The sequence below is a fragment of the Pseudobacter ginsenosidimutans genome, from assembly GCF_007970185.1.
In the GTDB taxonomy this organism is placed as follows: Bacteria; Bacteroidota; Bacteroidia; order Chitinophagales; family Chitinophagaceae; genus Pseudobacter; species Pseudobacter ginsenosidimutans.
Window position 1 is genome coordinate 2,799,322 of record NZ_CP042431.1, and the last position, 18,738, is coordinate 2,818,059.

At 46.6% G+C, this 18,738-nt stretch carries 17 protein-coding genes and 1 tRNA gene; 14 read left to right on the forward strand and 4 right to left on the reverse strand.

Annotation, left to right across the window (positions count from 1 at the left end; translation table 11 throughout):
• Positions 1–62: 62 nt before the first annotated feature.
• Entirely contained in the window at positions 63–1,667 is a 1,605-nt protein-coding gene (pckA, locus tag FSB84_RS11405; RefSeq protein WP_130541437.1) for a phosphoenolpyruvate carboxykinase (ATP), read from the reverse strand.
• A gap of 227 nt (positions 1,668–1,894) precedes the next feature.
• Here pckA and FSB84_RS11410 point away from each other — a divergent pair, with 227 nt between their 5' ends.
• From FSB84_RS11410 to FSB84_RS11450, 9 genes are all read left to right on the forward strand, one after another.
• Positions 1,895–3,187, forward strand: a complete 1,293-nt coding sequence (locus tag FSB84_RS11410) for an aminopeptidase P family protein (RefSeq protein WP_130541436.1) — start codon at positions 1,895–1,897, stop codon at positions 3,185–3,187.
• Positions 3,188–3,202: 15 nt separating this feature from the next.
• Positions 3,203–3,973, forward strand: a complete 771-nt coding sequence (locus FSB84_RS11415) for a CDP-alcohol phosphatidyltransferase family protein (RefSeq protein WP_130541435.1) — start codon at positions 3,203–3,205, stop codon at positions 3,971–3,973.
• Between the two features lie 166 nt (positions 3,974–4,139).
• Positions 4,140–5,150, forward strand: coding sequence for a carboxypeptidase-like regulatory domain-containing protein (locus FSB84_RS11420; protein ID WP_130541434.1), 1,011 nt, complete (start codon positions 4,140–4,142; stop codon positions 5,148–5,150).
• Positions 5,151–5,276: 126 nt separating this feature from the next.
• Positions 5,277–5,525: a phosphoribosylformylglycinamidine synthase subunit PurS gene (gene purS, locus FSB84_RS11425; protein WP_130541433.1), complete on the forward strand. Its 249-nt coding sequence runs from the start codon at positions 5,277–5,279 to the stop codon at positions 5,523–5,525.
• On the forward strand, positions 5,525–6,190 hold the full coding sequence (gene rsmI / locus FSB84_RS11430; protein WP_130541432.1) for a 16S rRNA (cytidine(1402)-2'-O)-methyltransferase: 666 nt from the start codon (positions 5,525–5,527) through the stop codon (positions 6,188–6,190). Before purS ends, rsmI begins: the two co-directional genes overlap by 1 nt.
• A 59-nt stretch (positions 6,191–6,249) precedes the next feature.
• Positions 6,250–6,702, forward strand: coding sequence for a PepSY-like domain-containing protein (locus FSB84_RS11435; protein WP_130541431.1), 453 nt, complete (start codon positions 6,250–6,252; stop codon positions 6,700–6,702).
• 116 nt (positions 6,703–6,818) lie between these two features.
• Positions 6,819–7,739 (forward strand): ketopantoate reductase family protein, encoded by a 921-nt coding sequence (locus FSB84_RS11440; RefSeq protein WP_207234261.1) that lies wholly within the window; start codon positions 6,819–6,821, stop codon positions 7,737–7,739.
• Positions 7,736–8,479 carry an SDR family oxidoreductase gene (locus tag FSB84_RS11445; protein WP_130541430.1) on the forward strand — a complete coding sequence of 248 codons (744 nt, stop codon included), beginning with the start codon at positions 7,736–7,738 and terminating at the stop codon, positions 8,477–8,479. Before FSB84_RS11440 ends, FSB84_RS11445 begins: the two co-directional genes overlap by 4 nt.
• A gap of 154 nt (positions 8,480–8,633) precedes the next feature.
• Positions 8,634–10,658, forward strand: a complete 2,025-nt coding sequence (locus FSB84_RS11450) for a M1 family metallopeptidase (RefSeq protein WP_130541429.1) — start codon at positions 8,634–8,636, stop codon at positions 10,656–10,658.
• 270 nt (positions 10,659–10,928) lie between these two features.
• On the opposite strand, the gene FSB84_RS11455 is transcribed toward FSB84_RS11450, so the two are convergent.
• The 3 genes from FSB84_RS11455 to FSB84_RS11465 form a co-directional block, all read right to left on the reverse strand.
• A complete protein-coding gene (locus tag FSB84_RS11455) occupies positions 10,929–11,576 on the reverse strand; it encodes a response regulator (RefSeq protein ID WP_130541428.1) in 648 nt (215 codons plus the stop codon).
• An 84-nt stretch (positions 11,577–11,660) separates the two neighbouring features.
• Positions 11,661–12,308 carry a 16S rRNA (guanine(527)-N(7))-methyltransferase RsmG gene (gene rsmG / locus FSB84_RS11460; protein ID WP_192909909.1) on the reverse strand — a complete coding sequence of 216 codons (648 nt, stop codon included), beginning with the start codon at positions 12,306–12,308 and terminating at the stop codon, positions 11,661–11,663.
• Positions 12,278–13,411, reverse strand: coding sequence for a glycosyltransferase (locus FSB84_RS11465; RefSeq protein ID WP_130541427.1), 1,134 nt, complete (start codon positions 13,409–13,411; stop codon positions 12,278–12,280). The genes rsmG and FSB84_RS11465 overlap by 31 nt, the downstream gene beginning before the upstream one ends.
• A 209-nt stretch (positions 13,412–13,620) precedes the next feature.
• Here FSB84_RS11465 and tgt point away from each other — a divergent pair, with 209 nt between their 5' ends.
• The 5 genes from tgt (at position 13,621) to FSB84_RS11490 (ending at position 18,431) form a co-directional block, all read left to right on the forward strand.
• Positions 13,621–14,760 (forward strand): tRNA guanosine(34) transglycosylase Tgt, encoded by a 1,140-nt coding sequence (tgt, locus tag FSB84_RS11470; protein WP_130541426.1) that lies wholly within the window; start codon positions 13,621–13,623, stop codon positions 14,758–14,760.
• Positions 14,761–14,863: 103 nt separating this feature from the next.
• Complete coding sequence (locus tag FSB84_RS11475; RefSeq protein ID WP_130541425.1) at positions 14,864–15,964, forward strand: LptF/LptG family permease; 1,101 nt, start codon at positions 14,864–14,866, stop codon at positions 15,962–15,964.
• 149 nt (positions 15,965–16,113) lie between these two features.
• Complete coding sequence (locus FSB84_RS11480) at positions 16,114–17,439, forward strand: citrate (Si)-synthase, eukaryotic (RefSeq protein WP_130541424.1); 1,326 nt, start codon at positions 16,114–16,116, stop codon at positions 17,437–17,439.
• A gap of 267 nt (positions 17,440–17,706) precedes the next feature.
• Positions 17,707–18,234, forward strand: coding sequence for a YceI family protein (locus FSB84_RS11485; RefSeq protein WP_130541423.1), 528 nt, complete (start codon positions 17,707–17,709; stop codon positions 18,232–18,234).
• A gap of 123 nt (positions 18,235–18,357) precedes the next feature.
• A tRNA-Ala gene (locus tag FSB84_RS11490) sits at positions 18,358–18,431 on the forward strand.
• The last annotated feature ends 307 nt before the right edge of the window (positions 18,432–18,738 follow it).

The window sequence follows — 18,738 nt, forward strand, 5'->3', positions numbered from 1 at the left end:
TCCGGGAAATTTGGGCTATCTAATGTCCTGAAAAAACATGAGATGGACCAGGTTTTCCCCGACTAAATTTTTGGCGCAGCAGCCAGGATTTCTTCCTGAACGCCGGCGGCATATTTTTCAAAATTCTTCACAAACTGGGCGGCCAGGTTCTGAGCAGCCTTGTCGTAAGCGGCTTTGTCGGCCCAGGTATTACGTGGGTCCAGCAGTTCTGTAGGAACGCCGGGACATCCTTCCGGAATGGCGATGCCGAAGATGGGATGATTGTGGTAATCCATCTTATCCAGCTTGCCTTCCAGTGCAGCAGAGATCATAGCGCGGGTGTAAGACAGCTTCATGCGGCTGCCGGTTCCGTAAGCGCCACCGGTCCAGCCGGTATTGATCAGCCACACGCGCACGCGGTGCCTTTTCATCTTTTCTCCCAACATGGCGGCGTACCGGCCGGGATGAAGTGGAAGGAAGGGAGCTCCGAAGCAGGCGCTGAAAGTGGATTTCGGCTCGGTTACACCGGCTTCTGTTCCGGCTACCTTGGCAGTATAACCGCTGATGAACTGGTACATGGCCTGTGCAGGCGTGAGCTTTGAAATAGGAGGCAGTACACCGGATGCATCGCAGGTAAGGAAGAAAATATTCTGCGGGATCTCACCAATTGATGGTTCCAGGGCATTGCTGATATAATTGAGGGGATAGGAAACCCTCGTGTTCTCTGTGATCTGTTTGCTGGAGAAATCGATCGTTTTGGTGCCGGGGAAGAAAGTTGTGTTTTCAACCAGTGCGCCGGGACGGATCGCATGATAGATCTCAGGTTCTTTCTCTTCGCTCAGGTCGATGGTCTTTGCATAGCAGCCACCTTCGAAATTGAAGATATTGTCGTTGGTCCAGCCATGCTCATCATCGCCGATCAGTTTACGGTTAGGATCCGCGCTCAGCGTGGTTTTGCCGGTTCCGCTCAATCCGAAGAACAATGCTGTGTCTCCATTCTCACCCATATTGGCGGAGCAGTGCATGCTCAGTACGCCTTTCTCGTGAGGCAGGATATAGTTCAGTACAGAGAAGATACCTTTCTTGGTTTCACCGGTATAACCAGTGCCGGCAATGAGGATCATTTTGTGTTTGAAGCTGACAACGGCAGCATTGTGCTGGCGCGTGCCGCATTCCTGGGGATCCAGTTTCAGATCGGGAGCGGAGAGGATGGTCCACTCGGGTTGAAAAGTCTCCAGCTCTTCTTCCGTGGGGCGGAGGAACATATTATACGCGAAAAGATTGGTAAACGCTTTTTCGTTCACCACGCGGATGTTCAGACGATAGCGGGGATCGGCGCATGCATAGCAATCACGCACCCATAATTCATTGGCCTTGTTCAAGTGAGCCACGATCTTTTCGCGGATCACATGAAAATATTTTTCTTCGATAGGAAGGTTGAAGTCGTTCCAGTTGACTGTGCTTTCAGTGATCTCATCTTTCACAGTGAATTTATCCTTCGGACTGCGGCCGGTAAATTCTCCGGTTTGAATCACCAGTGCCCCTGTATCGTTGAGAACGCCTTCACCGGTTCGCAGAGCGTCCTGCACCAGCTCCTCGGGGCTTAGTTGATAGTGGAGTGTAGCAGTCTCCTTTAATCCAAGCCTGGTTAATTCTTGAATGGGAATGTTAACAGTTGGTACTGACATAAAACAAGCATTGTTTAAGTTAGACGACAAAGGTAGAATTTAAAAAAATTCAAAACAAAGCCCCATATTCCGGTAAAATTGAATGAAATTCATGTTTTTGGGGGCTTATATTGAATATTATTCAACTAACAATTGTTCGTTGTAGCAATTTACAAAACCTTATGCAATTGGTTGAATAAATACTAAATACTCATTTTATTACATTTACACCTTCAATTCACTACATAATGAAATATCTTCCTCTAAATCAGGACATTTTCGTGCAGAACAGGAAGCGATTTGTAGCCAGTATGGACAAAAATTCGATCGCTATCTTCAACAGTAATGATGAACTCCCAACCAATGGCGATGCCATCCATACCTTCAAACAGAACTCTGACCTTTTCTGGCTCAGTGGAATAGACCAGGAAGATTCCATGGTAGTGCTTTTCCCGGATAATCCCGATCCCCGCTTCCGCGAAGTACTTGTACTGGTACGCCCCAATGAAATGAAAGAAAAATGGGACGGAAAAAGACTGAGGGCAGAAGAAGCGCGTCAGATCTCCGGCGTCAAAACCATTATATGGCTAGATACACTCGATGCTGTTCTCCAGACCTGGATCCATCTCGCAGATACCATCTATCTCAATTCAAATGAGAACGACCGCAAAGCGAACCTCGTTCCGGTTAGGGATTATCGTTATATCCAGGAGATGAAGCAGCGTTACCCGCTTCACAACTACAAACGCAGCGCCCGCATCATGAAGGAGCTGCGCGCCATCAAAACTCCGCAGGAAGTGGAAGTGATGCAGCAGGCCATCGATATAACAAAAGATACATTCATCGATCTCCTCAAATTCATTCGTCCCGGCGTTATGGAATATGAGATCGAAGCAAAGATCTGGCATGGCTTCCTAAGCCGCCGCGCAACAAGGCCCGGCTATGGTTCCATCATCGCCAGCGGAGACAGTGCGCGCATACTCCACTACGTTAATAACAACCAGGAATGTAAGGACGGTGATCTGATCCTGATGGATTTCGGCGCTGAGTATGGTGGCTACAATGCAGACCTGACGCGTACTGTACCCGTGAATGGTAAATTCAGCAAACGCCAGAAAGAAGTATACAACGGTTGTTTGCAGATCCACAATTACTGCAAGAGCATTCTCAAACCCGGTATCACCATCAACGATTATACAGAGAAAGCGGGCGATGAAGCCACTAAAGTTTTCATCAAACTCGGCTTGCTCAGCAAGGAAGATGTAAAGAACGAAGACAAAGACAATCGCGCTTACAGGAAATATCTTTATCATGGCATCAGCCATCACCTCGGCATCGATGTGCATGATCTGGGCACCAGAACAGCGCCCATCAAACCAGGAATGGTATTCACTATCGAACCAGGAATTTATATCGAACAGGAACAGATGGGCATCCGCATCGAGAACAATGTGTGGGTGACCAAAACCGGCAATAAAGACCTGATGGCAAAGATCCCCATCACTGTAGAAGAGATCGAAGCATTGATGAAGAAAAAATAACCTTCCAACCAACTTATGAAACAGATCCCCAATTTATTTACACTGCTGAACCTCGTGTTCGGGTGTATGGCCGTTATCCTGATCCTTCAAACCGGCGAAACCCTTGTTACGAGTAGTGAGCAGGGCACATGGGTTGCGCAGTTGCCAGAGAAGATCTGGTGGGGATCTGTATGCATCGGCATTGCAGCCATTGTAGATTTCCTGGATGGTTTTGTGGCAAGGCTGTTCAAAGCCACGTCGGAGATCGGAGCCCAGTTGGATTCACTGGCAGATGTGGTGAGCTTTGGCGTTGCACCTGGTATGATCTTCTATCAACTGCTGCGTATCAGTTTTATCGGAACTGAAGATGGACTGGATGTTTCAATCTGGGCGCTCATGCCTGCCGTGATCTTCCCCTGTGCAGGCGCTTACAGACTGGCGCGTTTCAATGTAGATAAGTCGCAGGCCTACGGATTCAAAGGCGTGCCCATTCCGGCTGCAGGCCTGGTAGTGGCTTCATTGCCGCTGATCCTGCTCTATAATTATTTCGATCTGAATAGCATCCTGCTTAATAAATGGACACTGTATGCCATGATCATTTTGCTGAGCTGGCTGATGGTAAGCACACTTCCATTGATGGCGCTTAAGTTCAAGGATTTTTCAATAAAGAACAACCTGCCGAAATTCATTTTGCTGATCGTTGCTGTTGTTGCCGGCATCTTTTTGAAATGGCTGGCCGTGCCTGTGGTATTCCTGCTCTATGTGATACTCTCACTGGCAGTGGCAAAAAAGGAAGCAGCACATTAATCAACTGAATAACGCAATTGGAACAGGGTATATCCATAACCGGGTATGCCCTGTTTGCTTTCATCCATCTACACAGGGAGGGCATTCAACGAACCAATGTGCAATTCATCGGGATCAGGCTGTTATTCAGGCATAACAGCCGTAATTATGCGCAATCAATACAATTATGAAAAAAATATTATTGTTCGGTCTAACGGCAATGATCATGTTGAATGCATGCTCGAAAAAAGACAAGGAAAGTGCAGGAGGAGAAGATGATCCCGGAAAGATCATACCCGAGATACCTTTTGATCAACTGCCTGCATCCAGTACAAGTCTCACAGTAGATGGCAATACCCGCTATGTGAATGTAATGGGGAATCAACGAAAGCAACTTCCTGAATTTGCAAACCTGCAGGCAAAATCCAATAAAGTGAGAGGATATGTGAAAGATACTTATGGACGCCCGGTTAAGAATGCATCCATCGGAGTGAGGTCTTCTGTAGTAGGCGGCGTAAGTACTCCTGCATATGGAGTAACCAATGACAAAGGGTATTATGAATTCGAGGTTCCATTTGGCGTTGCCGAATTCTATAATACCGGGGTAGCGGTTGACTTTGAAGGCAACCGCGCAGCGTTGGGCCTGTATCCTGCAGATGGAGAGCTCTCCACCTGGTCCGGCCCTTCGGGAGCAGTGGAAAATTTTGTTTTGCTTCCTTATGGCCAGGGCGATCCTGCCGAACTGGCCACCGAAGCCTGGATCCCGAATAATTATTTTGGCGGTAACATGACACTGGGCTGGGAAATTTGGGATGCTACTTACTCGCCTGATGGATTGCCGCTGGGATCGAAGTTTACCATCAAACTCACACCTCTGAGCCTGTTCCATGCTGCAGAAAAGAAAACGTTCATCATTGTAAAAACGGTAGGCAATATGCACCAATCGATGGAGATAGTTAATCTGCCACTGGGCAAATATAAAGTGGAAGTAAGCGCACCAGCCGGTGATGCTTACCTGGTTGAAACGTTCTTCAATCCCAGGGAAGGACAATATGGATTGACACCCAAAACAGGAACCCGCCACACCCCCTCCTATATCCATGTTACCATTCCAAGAACAGGTAATGGTAATGAAGTATTGCCGTACAGGGGTGATTGGCAGGAAGTGGCCGTTGATGTTAAAAAGTATTCAAGTTGATACAGCTCTTTAACTTATTGAAGAGGTGCCCAAAAACGCCTCTTTTTTATTTGTTTGAGGGCAATCCTGCTTTCTATTTAATAAATCACCAAATTCACATAGTTTTGCGCCTTAAAATCGCACAAAATGACCTATACAGTTCAGGTGACCGTAATGCCGCTGAAAGAATTACTCGACCCACAGGGAAAAGCAGTGATAGGAGGTTTACAGAACCTGGGGATCACCGCCATCAAGGATGTACGTATCGGAAAAAGCATTACCCTGCAGGTAGAAGCTGAAAATGCGGAAAAGGCAAAGCAGGTTGCAGAAGAAGCCACCAAAAAACTGTTGGCCAATCAAGTGATGGAATATTTCGAAATCCACGTTCAACAATAGTGTTATACATTGTTCCTACACCTATCGGTAATCTCCAGGACATCACGCTGAGAGCCCTGGAAGTGTTGAAACAGGTGGATCTGATACTGGCTGAGGATACCCGTACAACGGTGAAGCTGCTCAACCACTATCAGATCCAGCGGCCGATAAGTCCTTACCATCAGCACAATGAGCACCAGGTATTGCAACACCTGGTGAATCAATTGCAGGGAGGAAAGAAAATAGCGATGGTGTCGGATGCAGGAACGCCCGGCATTTCAGATGCCGCCTTTCTGCTGGTGCGTGAATGCGCCAAAGCAGGTGTGAAAGTGGAAAGCCTCCCCGGCGCCACAGCTTTTGTTCCTGCACTCGTGAACAGCGGGCTCCCTACCAACCGCTTTACTTTTGAAGGATTCCTTCCTCTCAAAAAAGGCCGCCAGACCATGATGAAAAAACTGGTCCTGGAAGAACGCACCATGATCTTCTACGAATCCCCTCACCGCCTGGTGAAAACACTGGAAGAGTTCATCACTTATTTCGGGCCAGACCGCCAATGCAGCGTCAGCCGCGAGCTTACCAAGATGTTCGAGGAAAATGCCCGTGGCACACTCGCGGAAGTAGCAGCTCACTTCAAACAAAAAGAAGTGAAAGGCGAGATCGTGATCGTTGTAGCAGGTGTGGATTAAGATTCCCTTATCATTTTGCGGTTTGATATTTGCATCTTCCTCATAAAACAAAAATCAATATGAAGAAGAGCATCGCTTTGTTCATGACCATCGCATTGCTGGTTGTGGCGCAAAATACCCTCTTTGCTCAGTTGCGCAAGGTGCCGGCTGCAGTAACAGAGGCGTTCAAAAAGAAATATCCCAACGCACAGGATGTGGAATGGAAAGATAAAATGACCGTTTTTGTGGCCGAATTCAAGGAAAGCGGAACAGAGTATGAAGCAAGGTTCACCAATAAAGGAGAATGGAAGAGCACTGAAAGTGAAATAGGTGTAACCGATATCCCCGGCGAAGTGAAGGAAGGATTCAATAAGAGCAAATTCACAGAATGGGAACTGGATGAGGCCTACAAGATACAGGTGCCCGGAGATAAAGTGGAATACCGTTTGCACATCAAGAAAAGTGATCTTCAGAAGAAGAACCTGCTCTTCAGTAGTGAGGGAAAATTACTGAAAGACAATATCACGCTATAGACAATTATCAATCAGCATAAATGAATGCCAGCCGAATCATACGGCTGGCATTTCCTTTTATTTTGAATTATGTAGTCTACTACATATATTTGTTTACACCGGAAATCTACCCCATTATGAATAAGATCTATATTATCGGGTATGGAGCAATCGGTAAAGTGCTGGCAGTAGCCCTCAAACTCAATGGTCATGAGGTTTGCATCATTCGTGGCAGTATTGCCGATGCCCCGCCGCAGTTGCAGGAAATAACTGTAGAATCAGCTTCCGGCAATTGGCCCTCAACAGAAATTCACATTGGTTCCCTTCAACAATTCAGATCGCTGGAAGATGGAATTATCGTCCTCGCCAATAAATCATTTGGCAATGCACGATTAAGCGAAGTGCTGCAATCCAAAGTGGGAAATGCTCCCATAGTGATCATGCAAAATGGTCTGGGCGTTGAAAGGTCATTTATCGAAAAAGGATTCAGCAATATTTACCGCACTGTGCTTTTTGCAACCAGCCAGAACCTTCAGGATGGTCTAGTTCGATTCAAGCCTGTTGCGGCTTCCGCAGTAGGCGTTGTCAAAGGCAATGAGCAGTTGTTGAATGAAACGGTGGAGCAGCTGAATACGCCACAGTTTCCTTTCCGTGCAGAGAAAAGTATTCAGCCGGTGATCTGGAAAAAGGCCATCAGCAATTGTGTTTTCAATTCCATTTGTCCATTACTGGAAACCGATAATGGAATTTTCCATCGTGATGAAAATGCGCTTGCGCTTGCAAGAAGAATAATTGCCGAATGTGTGGAGATCGCTGCAGCGGAAGGAATTCGTTTGCATGCGGACGAAGTGGAAGCAAGTCTTTTGCAGATCAGCCGTTCATCCGATGGTCAGCTGATATCAACCTACCAGGATATCCTGAACAAGCGGGAAACGGAAATTGAAACGCTCAACCTGGAAGTGGCGGCCATCGCTCAAAGATTGCACAAACAACATGTAGTCCGCGAAACCCGCCTGCTGGGTGAGCTTACCTTACTGAAATCAAAACTTCACAGATGAAGATCATGCTGATTACCGGCGGCAGCCGCGGCATTGGAGCTGCAACAGCTTTGCTGGCTGCTGCTAACGGATACGCCATAGCGCTGAATTACAACAAGAACAAAACTGCGGCAGATAATGTGGTGAATGAGATCAAATCCGGTGGCGGCAATGCTATTGCCATTCAGGCGGATATTGCTGTAGAAGCAGAAGTGGTGCGGCTCTTTGAAGAGGCTGACAGGCAATTCGGAACTTTGGATTGCCTTGTCAACAATGCCGGCATACTGGAAAAACAAATGCGGGTGGAAGATATGACGGCAGACAGGTTGAACCGGATCTTTGCAGCCAATATCACCGGACAGATCATCTGCGCGCGGGAAGCCATCAAAAGAATGTCAACCAAACATGGCGGCAAAGGTGGCGCCATTATCAATGTATCTTCGATTGCTGCAAGACTGGGCTCGCCGGATGAGTATGTGGATTATGCTGCCAGTAAAGGCGCTATCGATACATTCACCATTGGTCTTTCAAAAGAAGTAGCTGCCGAAGGAATACGCGTGAATGCCGTAAGGCCGGGACTGATCTATACAGATATTCATGCAGATGGCGGAGAGCCTGGACGTGTAGACAGACTGAAAACTTCATTGCCGATGAAACGCGGAGGCCAGCCCGAAGAAATAGCAGAGGCCATACTCTGGCTCGCTTCAGATAAGTCTTCTTATGCAACAGGTAGTTTCATTGATCTCGGTGGTGGACGATGAATCATCTTTGTTAAGTCACTCATAAAACTCCTGCTCCGGGTGTGGAATGGGTGTTCCATTCGCATACAATATGATGAACAGAGTTCATCTTTTTGCTTTTTTGCCTACCTTAACCCGCTATTAGGGAAATTTCAACATCTAAACTGAGGAAACAATGCGAAAACACATTCTCTTATTTGTCATGGGATTCAGCGCAGTGGCCACTTCCCGGGCACAGGCTGACAGATGGCAACAACGTGTTAAGTACATTATGGACATTAACATGGATGTGAACACGAACCAATTTACCGGAAAACAAAAACTGGAATACACCAATAATTCCCCTGACACCCTTAAACGCGTATTTTATCATCTGTACTGGAATGCGTTTCAACCCGGCAGTATGATGGATGTACGCAGTCGCGAAATGGGCACTAATTCTCCTACCAAAAGGCCCGACTGGGATTCGCGCGTGAAGGACAGGATCCAGCACCTCAAGCCCGATGAGATCGGTTATCAGAAAGTACTTTCTCTTACCATGAATGGTGAGAAACAAGAATACATCATGCATGAAACCATCCTGGAAGTAGTGCTCAGCAAACCAATCCTGCCGAAATCGAAGGTTGTGTTCGATATGAACTTTGAATCGCAGGTGCCTTTGCAGATCCGCCGTTCAGGAAGAGACAATCCCACTACAGGTGTCCGCTACTCCATGAGCCAGTGGTATCCCAAACTCTGCGAATATGATTTTGAAGGATGGCATGCCGATCCGTATATCGCACGCGAGTTTTACGGTGTATGGGGCGATTATGATGTGAATATCACTATCGATAAGGACTATACGATCGGAGGAACGGGTTATCTGCTCAATGCTCAACAGATCGGCCATGGTTATGAAGCGACCGGAACCAAAGTACCTGCCGCTTCCGGCAAAACACTCACCTGGAAATTCAATGCGCCTAATGTGCATGATTTCATGTGGGCTGCAGATCCTGACTATAAACATATCAGCCGCCAGATCCTGAATGGTCCAACCATTCATGTGTTGTACAAATCCGGTGATGCTTTCATGAAAGCGCAATATGACCGCCTCTCAGAAACTGTAAAACAGAACAGCTATCAGGGGAAATATGAAAATTATGTAAAGGATTATGAAGCAAGATGGACAACCGTTGCCGATGCAGCAGTGACCGTGCTTCCATTCATCGAAGCTAATTTCGGCGCTTATCCTTACAAGCAATATTCTTTTGTTCATGGCGGCGATGGAGGCATGGAATATCCAATGTCTACATTGATCGTAAGCTCCAGTCTTGGTACTGTTTTCCACGAATGGCTGCACAGCTGGTACCAGGGTATGCTGGCTACTAACGAGTCTGAGTATGCGTGGATGGACGAAGGCTTCACCAGCTATGCAGAATCGCTGGTGTCTGAATACTACAGGGGTGTTTCCAAAACTGTGGTAGAGCAAAGCACAACAGGTACAGGACCGCGCAAGAAAGCAATTGATAAGGGCTACAAACGCGCAGATATTTTCAATGGCGATGATAATCCACACGCCGATTCATATGAAGGCTATATCAATCTCGCCAAAAGCAGGTTCGAAGAGCCGCTGACAACGCATGCCGATCACTTCGAAACCAATTACGGATACAGCGTTGCTGCTTATTCAAAAGGCGAGGTATTCATGGAACAGCTCGGTTATATCGTGGGCGCTCCTGTACGCGACAGGATCCTCCATGAATACTACAATACCTGGAAGTTCAAACATCCCAATGTGAACGATTTCATCCGTGTTGCTGAGAAAGTAAGCAATATGCAGCTCGACTGGTACCGCGAATATTTCGTGAACACCACCAAAACCATCAACTACAAGATCGATAGTATCTGGAGTGAAGGAAAGGGTACCAAAGTGCGTCTCAGACGTGTAGGTTATTTCCCAATGCCCATCGATCTGATGGCAACTTTCAAAGATGGAAGCAAACATCTTGCATACATTCCTATGTATCTCATGTTCGGCGCCAAAGAAAATGAATATGCAAAAGCATCTTTCACAAAACATGAGCCCTGGAGATGGACCAATCCCACTTATGAAGTGTTGATCGATAAGCCGCTGACAGAGATCAGCAGCCTGGAGATCGATCCTTCCAAAAGGTTGGCTGATATAGACAGGAACGATAATAAACTGGAGTTCAAATGGTAGATTGAACACCTGAATGATACAAGCCGGTAACATGCACTGTTACCGGCTTTTTTCTTTATACAAAAGGAACAGCCCGCCCTGGTGGACGGACTGTTCCGGTTAAAGATAAGGTAAGGTTAATGTTCTGTGTTCCCAGGTTTCTTGCACAGAAAAAAACGTACGATCAGCAATGCCGATCAATATTTTGATTTGGCTATACGATGCGTATACCAGAAGGTTAACAAAGGTAAACGGATGTTGCAGGTACTGCAATACCACTTTGTGGTAAGCTTATCTGCCGAAGAATTTGTTGATGGCTTCAACGCGGTTATTCACGTGCAGTTTCTCGTAAATATGATACACATGCTTGCGAACTGTTTCCTGGCTGATGAATAAGCTGGCGGCTATTTCTTTGTACAACATGCCTTTGGCCAGTAATTCAAGTATTTCTTTTTCCCTGTTGGAGAGTACGTTCAGCGTAGATGATTCCGGAACTTCTGTGGGATTTTTTTGCTTTTGTTGAAAAGCCGCCACAACCTTTCTGGCGATCTGGCTGCTCATCGGAGCGCCTCCATCCTGTAATTCGCGGATTGCTTCCAGTAGTTTATGCGGTGCTGTCTTTTTCAATATATAACCATTTGCACCTGCACTCAATGCTTCAAAAATCTTTTCGTCATCCTCATAGACCGTACACATCATGAACAGAATGTCTTTGTATTCTGACTTCAGTTGACGTACACAATCTATGCCATTTTCACCTTCACCAAGATTTATGTCCATCAGAACAATATCCGGTTTCAGTTTGGGTATCTGGTCCATGGCTTCCGCTGCGGAGCCCACACTACCGATCAAACGATACCCTTCAGACATGAGAATGATCTGTTCGAGCGCGGACCGGATATCCTTATTATCGTCAACGATACAAATTGTAATGTCCATTCAGCAAATTTCAAACTTTTCAATACACCAATAATACCACTTTGTGGTAGTTTTTCGATGGATGAAATTGGACTGTTGCGGAAATTACACAGACACGTAGAGCAGGTATTTCTCTTTGAAATATTCCTCTCCGAATATCTCGTGCACTTCCATAATGCGTGGTTTACAACCACTTTCGGAAATTTCCTGTGTGAGATCGCCTCCTTTGAGGCAGATGAGACCAGGCTTGACGCCCATATCCGGCTGTGCTTTTTTCAGCAGGGGCTTGCTCCAGGTCCAGAGCTCTTTCAGCGGCGCCACCGCTCTTGATACCACGAAATCGAACTTGCGGTTCTTTATTTCTTCCATGCGCGAATGTTGCGCAGTTACATTTTTCAAACCAAGACCTTCTGCAACAGCCTGCACCACTTTGATCTTTTTACCAATGCTGTCTACCAGGTGGAATTTCACTTCAGGAAAGAAGATGGCCAGCGGAATGCCGGGAAATCCGCCACCAGTGCCGAGATCGCCGATCACAGCTCCTGGCTGGAACTCGAAAGCAGCAGCAATGGCCAGGGAATGCAATACATGCTTTTCGTACAAACTATCAAAGTCCTTGCGGGAGATCACATTGATCTTCTCGTTCCAGTCCGCATACAATGCTTCCAGCGCAGCCAGTTGCTGCAATTGTGTTTCATTGAAATCACCAAAGTACTTGGTGATCAGGCCCAGTTTTTTTTCGGCTTCTTCCATAATGCAGGAGCAAAGATGCAATAATAAATGAACATCCAGATATCCAGTAACCACCACCAGGCAAAGAGATCTTTCTCATTCAGTTTTGCCATCGCTTTGTAGTACACGATCGCCTGTGTGATGGCGCGGACCGCAAAGATCCCCAGGGCTAAGCGCCAATCGAAGAAGATAAGGGTGATTATGAATAATGGATAGAAAAGGAAATGCGTCATGGAATACAGGCCCAGCAGGAACTTATGTTTCGGCTTATAGAATTTCCCTGTAGTGAAATGCCTGTTCTTCTGATGCATCCAGTTCCTGAATGTTTTCTTAGGCTCGGATAAGGTAACCGCTTCAGGATCCAGTACAATGGCCGTATTGGTGGGAGTGGCTACTTTGTTGATGAAGAGATCATCATCGCCACCCGGCACATGGTTCAATGCAGAGAAGCCTTTGTTGGCAAAGAACAATCCTTTTTTGTAAGAGAGGTTCCTGCCCACACCCATGTACGGCATACCTGCAAGCGCATACGAAAAATACTGCAGGGCGGAGTGGAATGTTTCAAAACGGATTAACCTGTTGAGCAGGCCGGGGCGTTTGTAATAGGCGCCATAGCCAAGAACGATATCGATCCCCGGCGCGTAGGCGTCCTGCATTTTCTGCACCCAGAATTCGGAAGCGGGAACACAGTCCGCATCCGTCAGCAGGATGATCTCATGCTTTGCTTCCTTGATGCCAATGGAGAGTGGGTATTTTTTACCAGGGATGCCTTTTGCCTCCTGTGAGAGGTTCACGGCATTGAGGCTTTTGAATGTTTTCCTGAATTCTTCCAGGAGGAATCTCGTTTCATCCTGGCTGTTATGATTCACCACTATCACTTCGTGTGTGGAGCTATAGGTTTGCACCAGTACACCGGGAAGGTTACGGGCCAGGTTACCCGCTTCATCGCGGGCGCAGATAATGATGGAAACCGGGTGCTGTTGCGTCTTTTCGCGAACAGGCGCCTGGTACCAGGCCACCCTGCGGAAGAGGAGCCAGAAGTATAATAATTGAACGAAAGCAACTACGCAAAAGGCACAGAAAAGTATCAACCACCAATCTATGCTCTTCAACAATGATATCATGAAGGTTGCAATTTAGGGTCCAATGCAAAGGAAATAATGCGCGAAAATAAGAAGGTAACACCTGAAAGCAATACATCTAAGCATCCACAACTGTTGAAAAATAAAGATTTTTGTAATGTGTGTAATTTGATGGTAATCACCATAGCAAGGGTTCGCTCACCTTCAAACTGGCTGTAATCCGTATCTTGCAGCCCGATTTATCAAATATTATGGCGAGTTTACAATTTCAGTTACAGGCTACAGACGGGCATTCCGCGGCAAGAGCGGGGAAGATCACAACAGATCATGGAGAGATCCTGACCCCCATCTTCATGCCGGTAGGAACCGCGGGCAGCGTGAAAGCAGTGAGCCAGCAACAACTGAAGAACGATGTGCAGGCACAGATCATTTTGGGAAATACTTATCATCTTTATCTCCGCCCCGGCCTCGAAACCCTGGAGAAAGCCGGTGGCCTGCACAAATTCAATGGCTGGAACAGGCCCATCCTGACCGACAGTGGCGGTTACCAGGTTTTTTCGCTGGCATCCAGCCGTAAGATCACGGAAGAAGGGGTGGTGTTCCAAAGTCATATCGACGGATCAAAACATTTGTTCACGCCGGAAAATGTAATGGATATCCAGCGCAGCATCGGTGGCGATATCATCATGGCCTTCGATGAATGTCCGCCCTATCCGAGTGAATACAAATACGCCGAGAAATCCATGCATCTCACGCACAGGTGGCTGGACAGATGTTTCGAGCGTTTCAACGGCACACCTGACAGGTATGGTTATACGCAGAATCTTTTTCCCATTGTACAGGGAAGCACTTATGCTGATCTGCGGAAAGCGAGCTGCGAATATGCTGCTTCCAAAAATGCGGCAGGTAATGCTATCGGCGGCCTCAGCGTAGGAGAGCCCGATCACATGATGTATGAGTTCACACAACTCTGTTGCGAGAACCTGCCTGCAGAAAAGCCGCGCTATCTCATGGGCGTTGGCACTCCCTGGAATATCCTGGAATGTATCGCGCTTGGTGTTGATATGTTCGATTGTGTGATGCCCACACGCAATGGCCGCAACGCCATGCTCTTCACTTCCAAAGGAGTGATCAATATCGATAATAAAAAATGGGAGCACGATTATTCCCCGCTGGACGATGGTATCGATAGCGATATCAGCAACTACTACAGCAAAGCCTATCTCCGTCACCTGATGAAGGCGAAGGAGATCCTGGGGCTTACCATTGCCAGCGTGCACAATCTGGCATTCTATCTCTGGCTGGTAGGAGAGGCCCGGAAACATATCCTGGCAGGGGATTTCATCAGCTGGAAGAATGAGCAGGCGGCCATCCTGCAACAGCGCCTGTAAGCCTGAAAAACTAACCTGATTTGCAATAGTTTTAGGAACCCCGGGCTCTGAGGATCGCAGTTTTTGGGCTACATTTGCCCGGCCGCCGGCTCAAAGGCTTAGTATGAAAAAAATCGACTGGTACATTATCAAGAAATACCTCAGCACTACCATCTTCATGGTACTGATCTTTAGCGTGATCGCTGTTGTGATCGATACCAGTGAGAAAGCCGATGATTTTGTAAAGAGCGGGCTCAGTTCCTGGCAGATCGTTACCGATTATTATCTTGGCTTCGTGCCCTTCATCATCAGCATGATCTTTCCGCTGATGGTGTTCATCGCCGTTATCTTTTTTACCTCTAAAATGGCTGCACGGTCCGAGATCATCGCCATGCTGGCCAGTGGAGTGCGTTACAACCGCGTGCTGGCGCCGTTTATGGCTGCCGCACTTTTCCTCGGCGGAATATTCTGGGTGGCCACACAGATATGGATCCCTAAAGCCGCCACCATCCGCGGAAATTTTCAGACCACTTATATCGACAGCAAAAGTTCCTATGAGCAGGGCGAGCTGGCCAAAAGAGGCAATAACTATTATCTCAAAGTAGACTCTGTAACCTTTGCGGGTTTCCGTGAGTACAACAATGATCGTCAGATGGCCTATGGAGGTTTCTTCATGGACCGTATCAAAGGCACTCAGTTAATATACAACCTGCGGGCAGACAATATCCGCTGGGACACGGCAAAGAAATCATGGGTGATCGAGAATGCAATTGAAAGACATATCGATGGTATCAAAGAGTCCATTAAGAAGATCGATACCATGAAGCTGGCGCTGAACGTAAAGCCCACCGAGATCAAGCCGGACAAATACCTGAAAGATAAATTGACCACCTCCGAGCTGAAAGCTTTTATACAGGCAGAAGCCAACAGGGGAACTGAAGGTCTCAACGATTTCAAAGTAGAAAGATACCGTCGCGACGCCACTCCTTTTTCTGTGCTCGTGCTGACATTGATCGGGTTTTCTGTGGCTGCGCGCAAAACCCGCGGTGGCAGCGGGCTGAACCTCGCTGTAGGGATCATCACCGCTGCAATATTTGTTGTGATGGATAAATTCTCCCTCACTTTCTCCACTAAAAGTAATTTCCCGCCCATACTGGCCGCCTGGACACCCAATATTATTTTTACATGTATTGCTATCTGGTTACACAAGAAGGCGCCCAAATAAGAATTGGATGAGAAAGTAATTAAATCAGTATTAATAATGGTTTAGTTTCTAACCATAAACAACAATTTTTGTTCTATTGAGCGGTATTGTTATAACTTTAGCCATCGATTCTACACTTATTTTGCTTGTTTATATAATTATTCTACAACATGGGTATTCTTAAGGAAAGGTTCAAGGCGAAGGCAGATGAATCAGCCGTTGAAGTCAAGAATTTGCTCAAAGATCACGGAACAAAAAAGATCGGGGAAGTACAGTTGTCGCAGATCTATCAGGGTATGCGTGGTATCACCGGACTGGTGAGTGAAACCTCCCTGCTGGATGCACAGGAAGGTATCCGTTTCCGTGGTTATTCTATCCCTGAATTACAACAAAAACTCCCGAAAGCCAAAGGTGGCAGTGAGCCTTTACCGGAAGGATTGTTCTATCTGATGCTGATTGGTGAATTACCTACTGAAGAAGACGTTCATCATGTTACATCCGTATGGCAACGCCGTTCACATGTGCCCAACCATGTGTTTGCCGCCATCGATGCACTGCCTATCACTGCCCATCCGATGACCATGTTCGTAACCGGTATCATGGCCCTGCAAACAGAAAGCAATTTCGCCAAACGTTATGCGGAAGGCATCAACAAAAAAGACTACTGGGAACCTATCTTCGACGATGCAATGGACCTCATTGCCCGTCTGCCCCGCGTAGCCGCTTATATCTACAGAAGGAAGTACAAGAATAATCAACATATCCAGCCTAATGGTCTGCTTGACTGGGCAGGTAACCTGGCGCATATGCTCGGTTTCGAGAACGAAAGCTTCAAGGAACTGATGCGTCTCTACATGACTATTCACGCAGATCATGAAGGAGGTAACGTTTCTGCACATACGACGCACCTGGTAGGTTCTGCTCTCAGCGATCCTTACCTGAGCTTCGCAGCTGGTATGAACGGTCTCGCAGGTCCCCTGCACGGCCTCGCCAACCAGGAAGTGGTGAAATGGATCTTCGAACTCCGTGAGGAACTCAAAACAGAAACTCCCTCCAAAGAACAGATCGAAGAGTATGTGAAGAAAACACTGTCTGAAGGGAAAGTGGTTCCAGGATATGGTCATGCAGTGCTTCGCAAAACCGATCCACGTTTTACTGCACAAATGGAATTCGGTAAAAAGCATTTGGCTGATGATCCGCTGGTTCAAACAGTTTGGAACGTGTATGATGCAGTGCCTCCAATTCTTCAGTCGCTCGGCAAGATCAAGAACCCATGGCCGAACGTGGATGCACATAGCGGTGCTTTGCTGGTTCATTACGGAATGGTGGAATATGAATTCTACACAGTGCTCTTTGGCGTGAGCCGCGCACTCGGAGTAATGAGTAGCCTGATCTGGGACCGCGCTCTGGCGCTGCCGATCGAAAGGCCAAAATCGGTTACTACCGAAAATGTAAAACAATGGTTGAAAGGCGAAGCTGAGATCTGGGGCGACTAGTTTCCTTACTCATCTTTCCACATTATAAAAATTAGCTCTGGTCCCTTGCGGGTCAGGGCTTTTTTTATGTAGTTAATGGAAATACCACTAGCCTCCAGGTTAGTGGGGATGAGAGTATTAACTCCTGAACCTCGCTCTGGTAAAGGATTTACTCTGATCGGCGGTGTAGGTAGTAAGTTTTTTCCAATGCTATTGGATTGTTAATTGCAATCAAACGTTTTGCGTAATGATGTTTAAACATTAATTTTACATTCTAAACTTGATTTTATGGCAACATGGACAATTGATACAACACACTCAGAAGTTTCTTTCAAAGTAAAGCACCTGGTGATTTCCACTGTTACGGGAAAATTCAAATCATTTGAAGGCACAGTAGAATCTGATAAAGAGGATTTCGCTGATGCCAGGATCAAATTCAGCGTAGACATTAACAGCATTGATACCGGCAATGAAGGTCGCGATGGTCACCTGAAATCTGCGGACTTCTTTGATGCCGAAAAATTCCCTTCCATGAGCTTCGAATCCACTGAGCTGGTGAACCAGGGTGGTGGAGATTATGAAGTGAAAGGAAACCTTACTATCAAAGGCGTAACCAAACCTGTAGTGCTGGATGTTGAGTATGGTGGTATCCAGAAAGACTTTTACGGCAATACTGTAGCGGGTTTTGAAGTATCCGGCAAGATCAATCGTCAGGATTTCGGTCTTACCTGGAGCGCAGTTACAGAAACAGGCGGAATTGTTGTGAGCGATGAAGTGAAGCTTCACATTAACGTGGAAGCGATCAAAAAAGCATAATCGTAAATGCTCTCAATAAATAGATGTTGAGCCGGTGTAGTTTTCTGCACCGGCTTTTATTTTTTATTTGGAGACAATGAGCCATGCTACTATATTTGCACTCCTGAATTCAGCCAGGTAAATGGGGAATTAGCTCAGCTGGCTAGAGCGCTTGCATGGCATGCAAGAGGTCACCGGTTCGACTCCGGTATTCTCCACAGGACATATTTTTTAAAATGGGTAGCTTTTTAAGCTGCCCATTTTTTTGCGCCTACTTCAGAGTGAAGGGCTATCTCCAAGGTGTTGATATTTGAATAGTTATATTTTCATACGCTTGTTTTGTTTTTTTATTTTCATCACTCCATGTATAAGGCCACATCTCTAAACGACTGTATGTAATCGCTCCATTGAAAAAACGAAAAGATTGCCACCTGGAATGATACCAAAAAGCAGGAGGTTGCTCAACGCATGATTCTGCATGCTTTTATGGCAAAGGAAGCTATCAAAGGTAGAAGAGATGCCAGT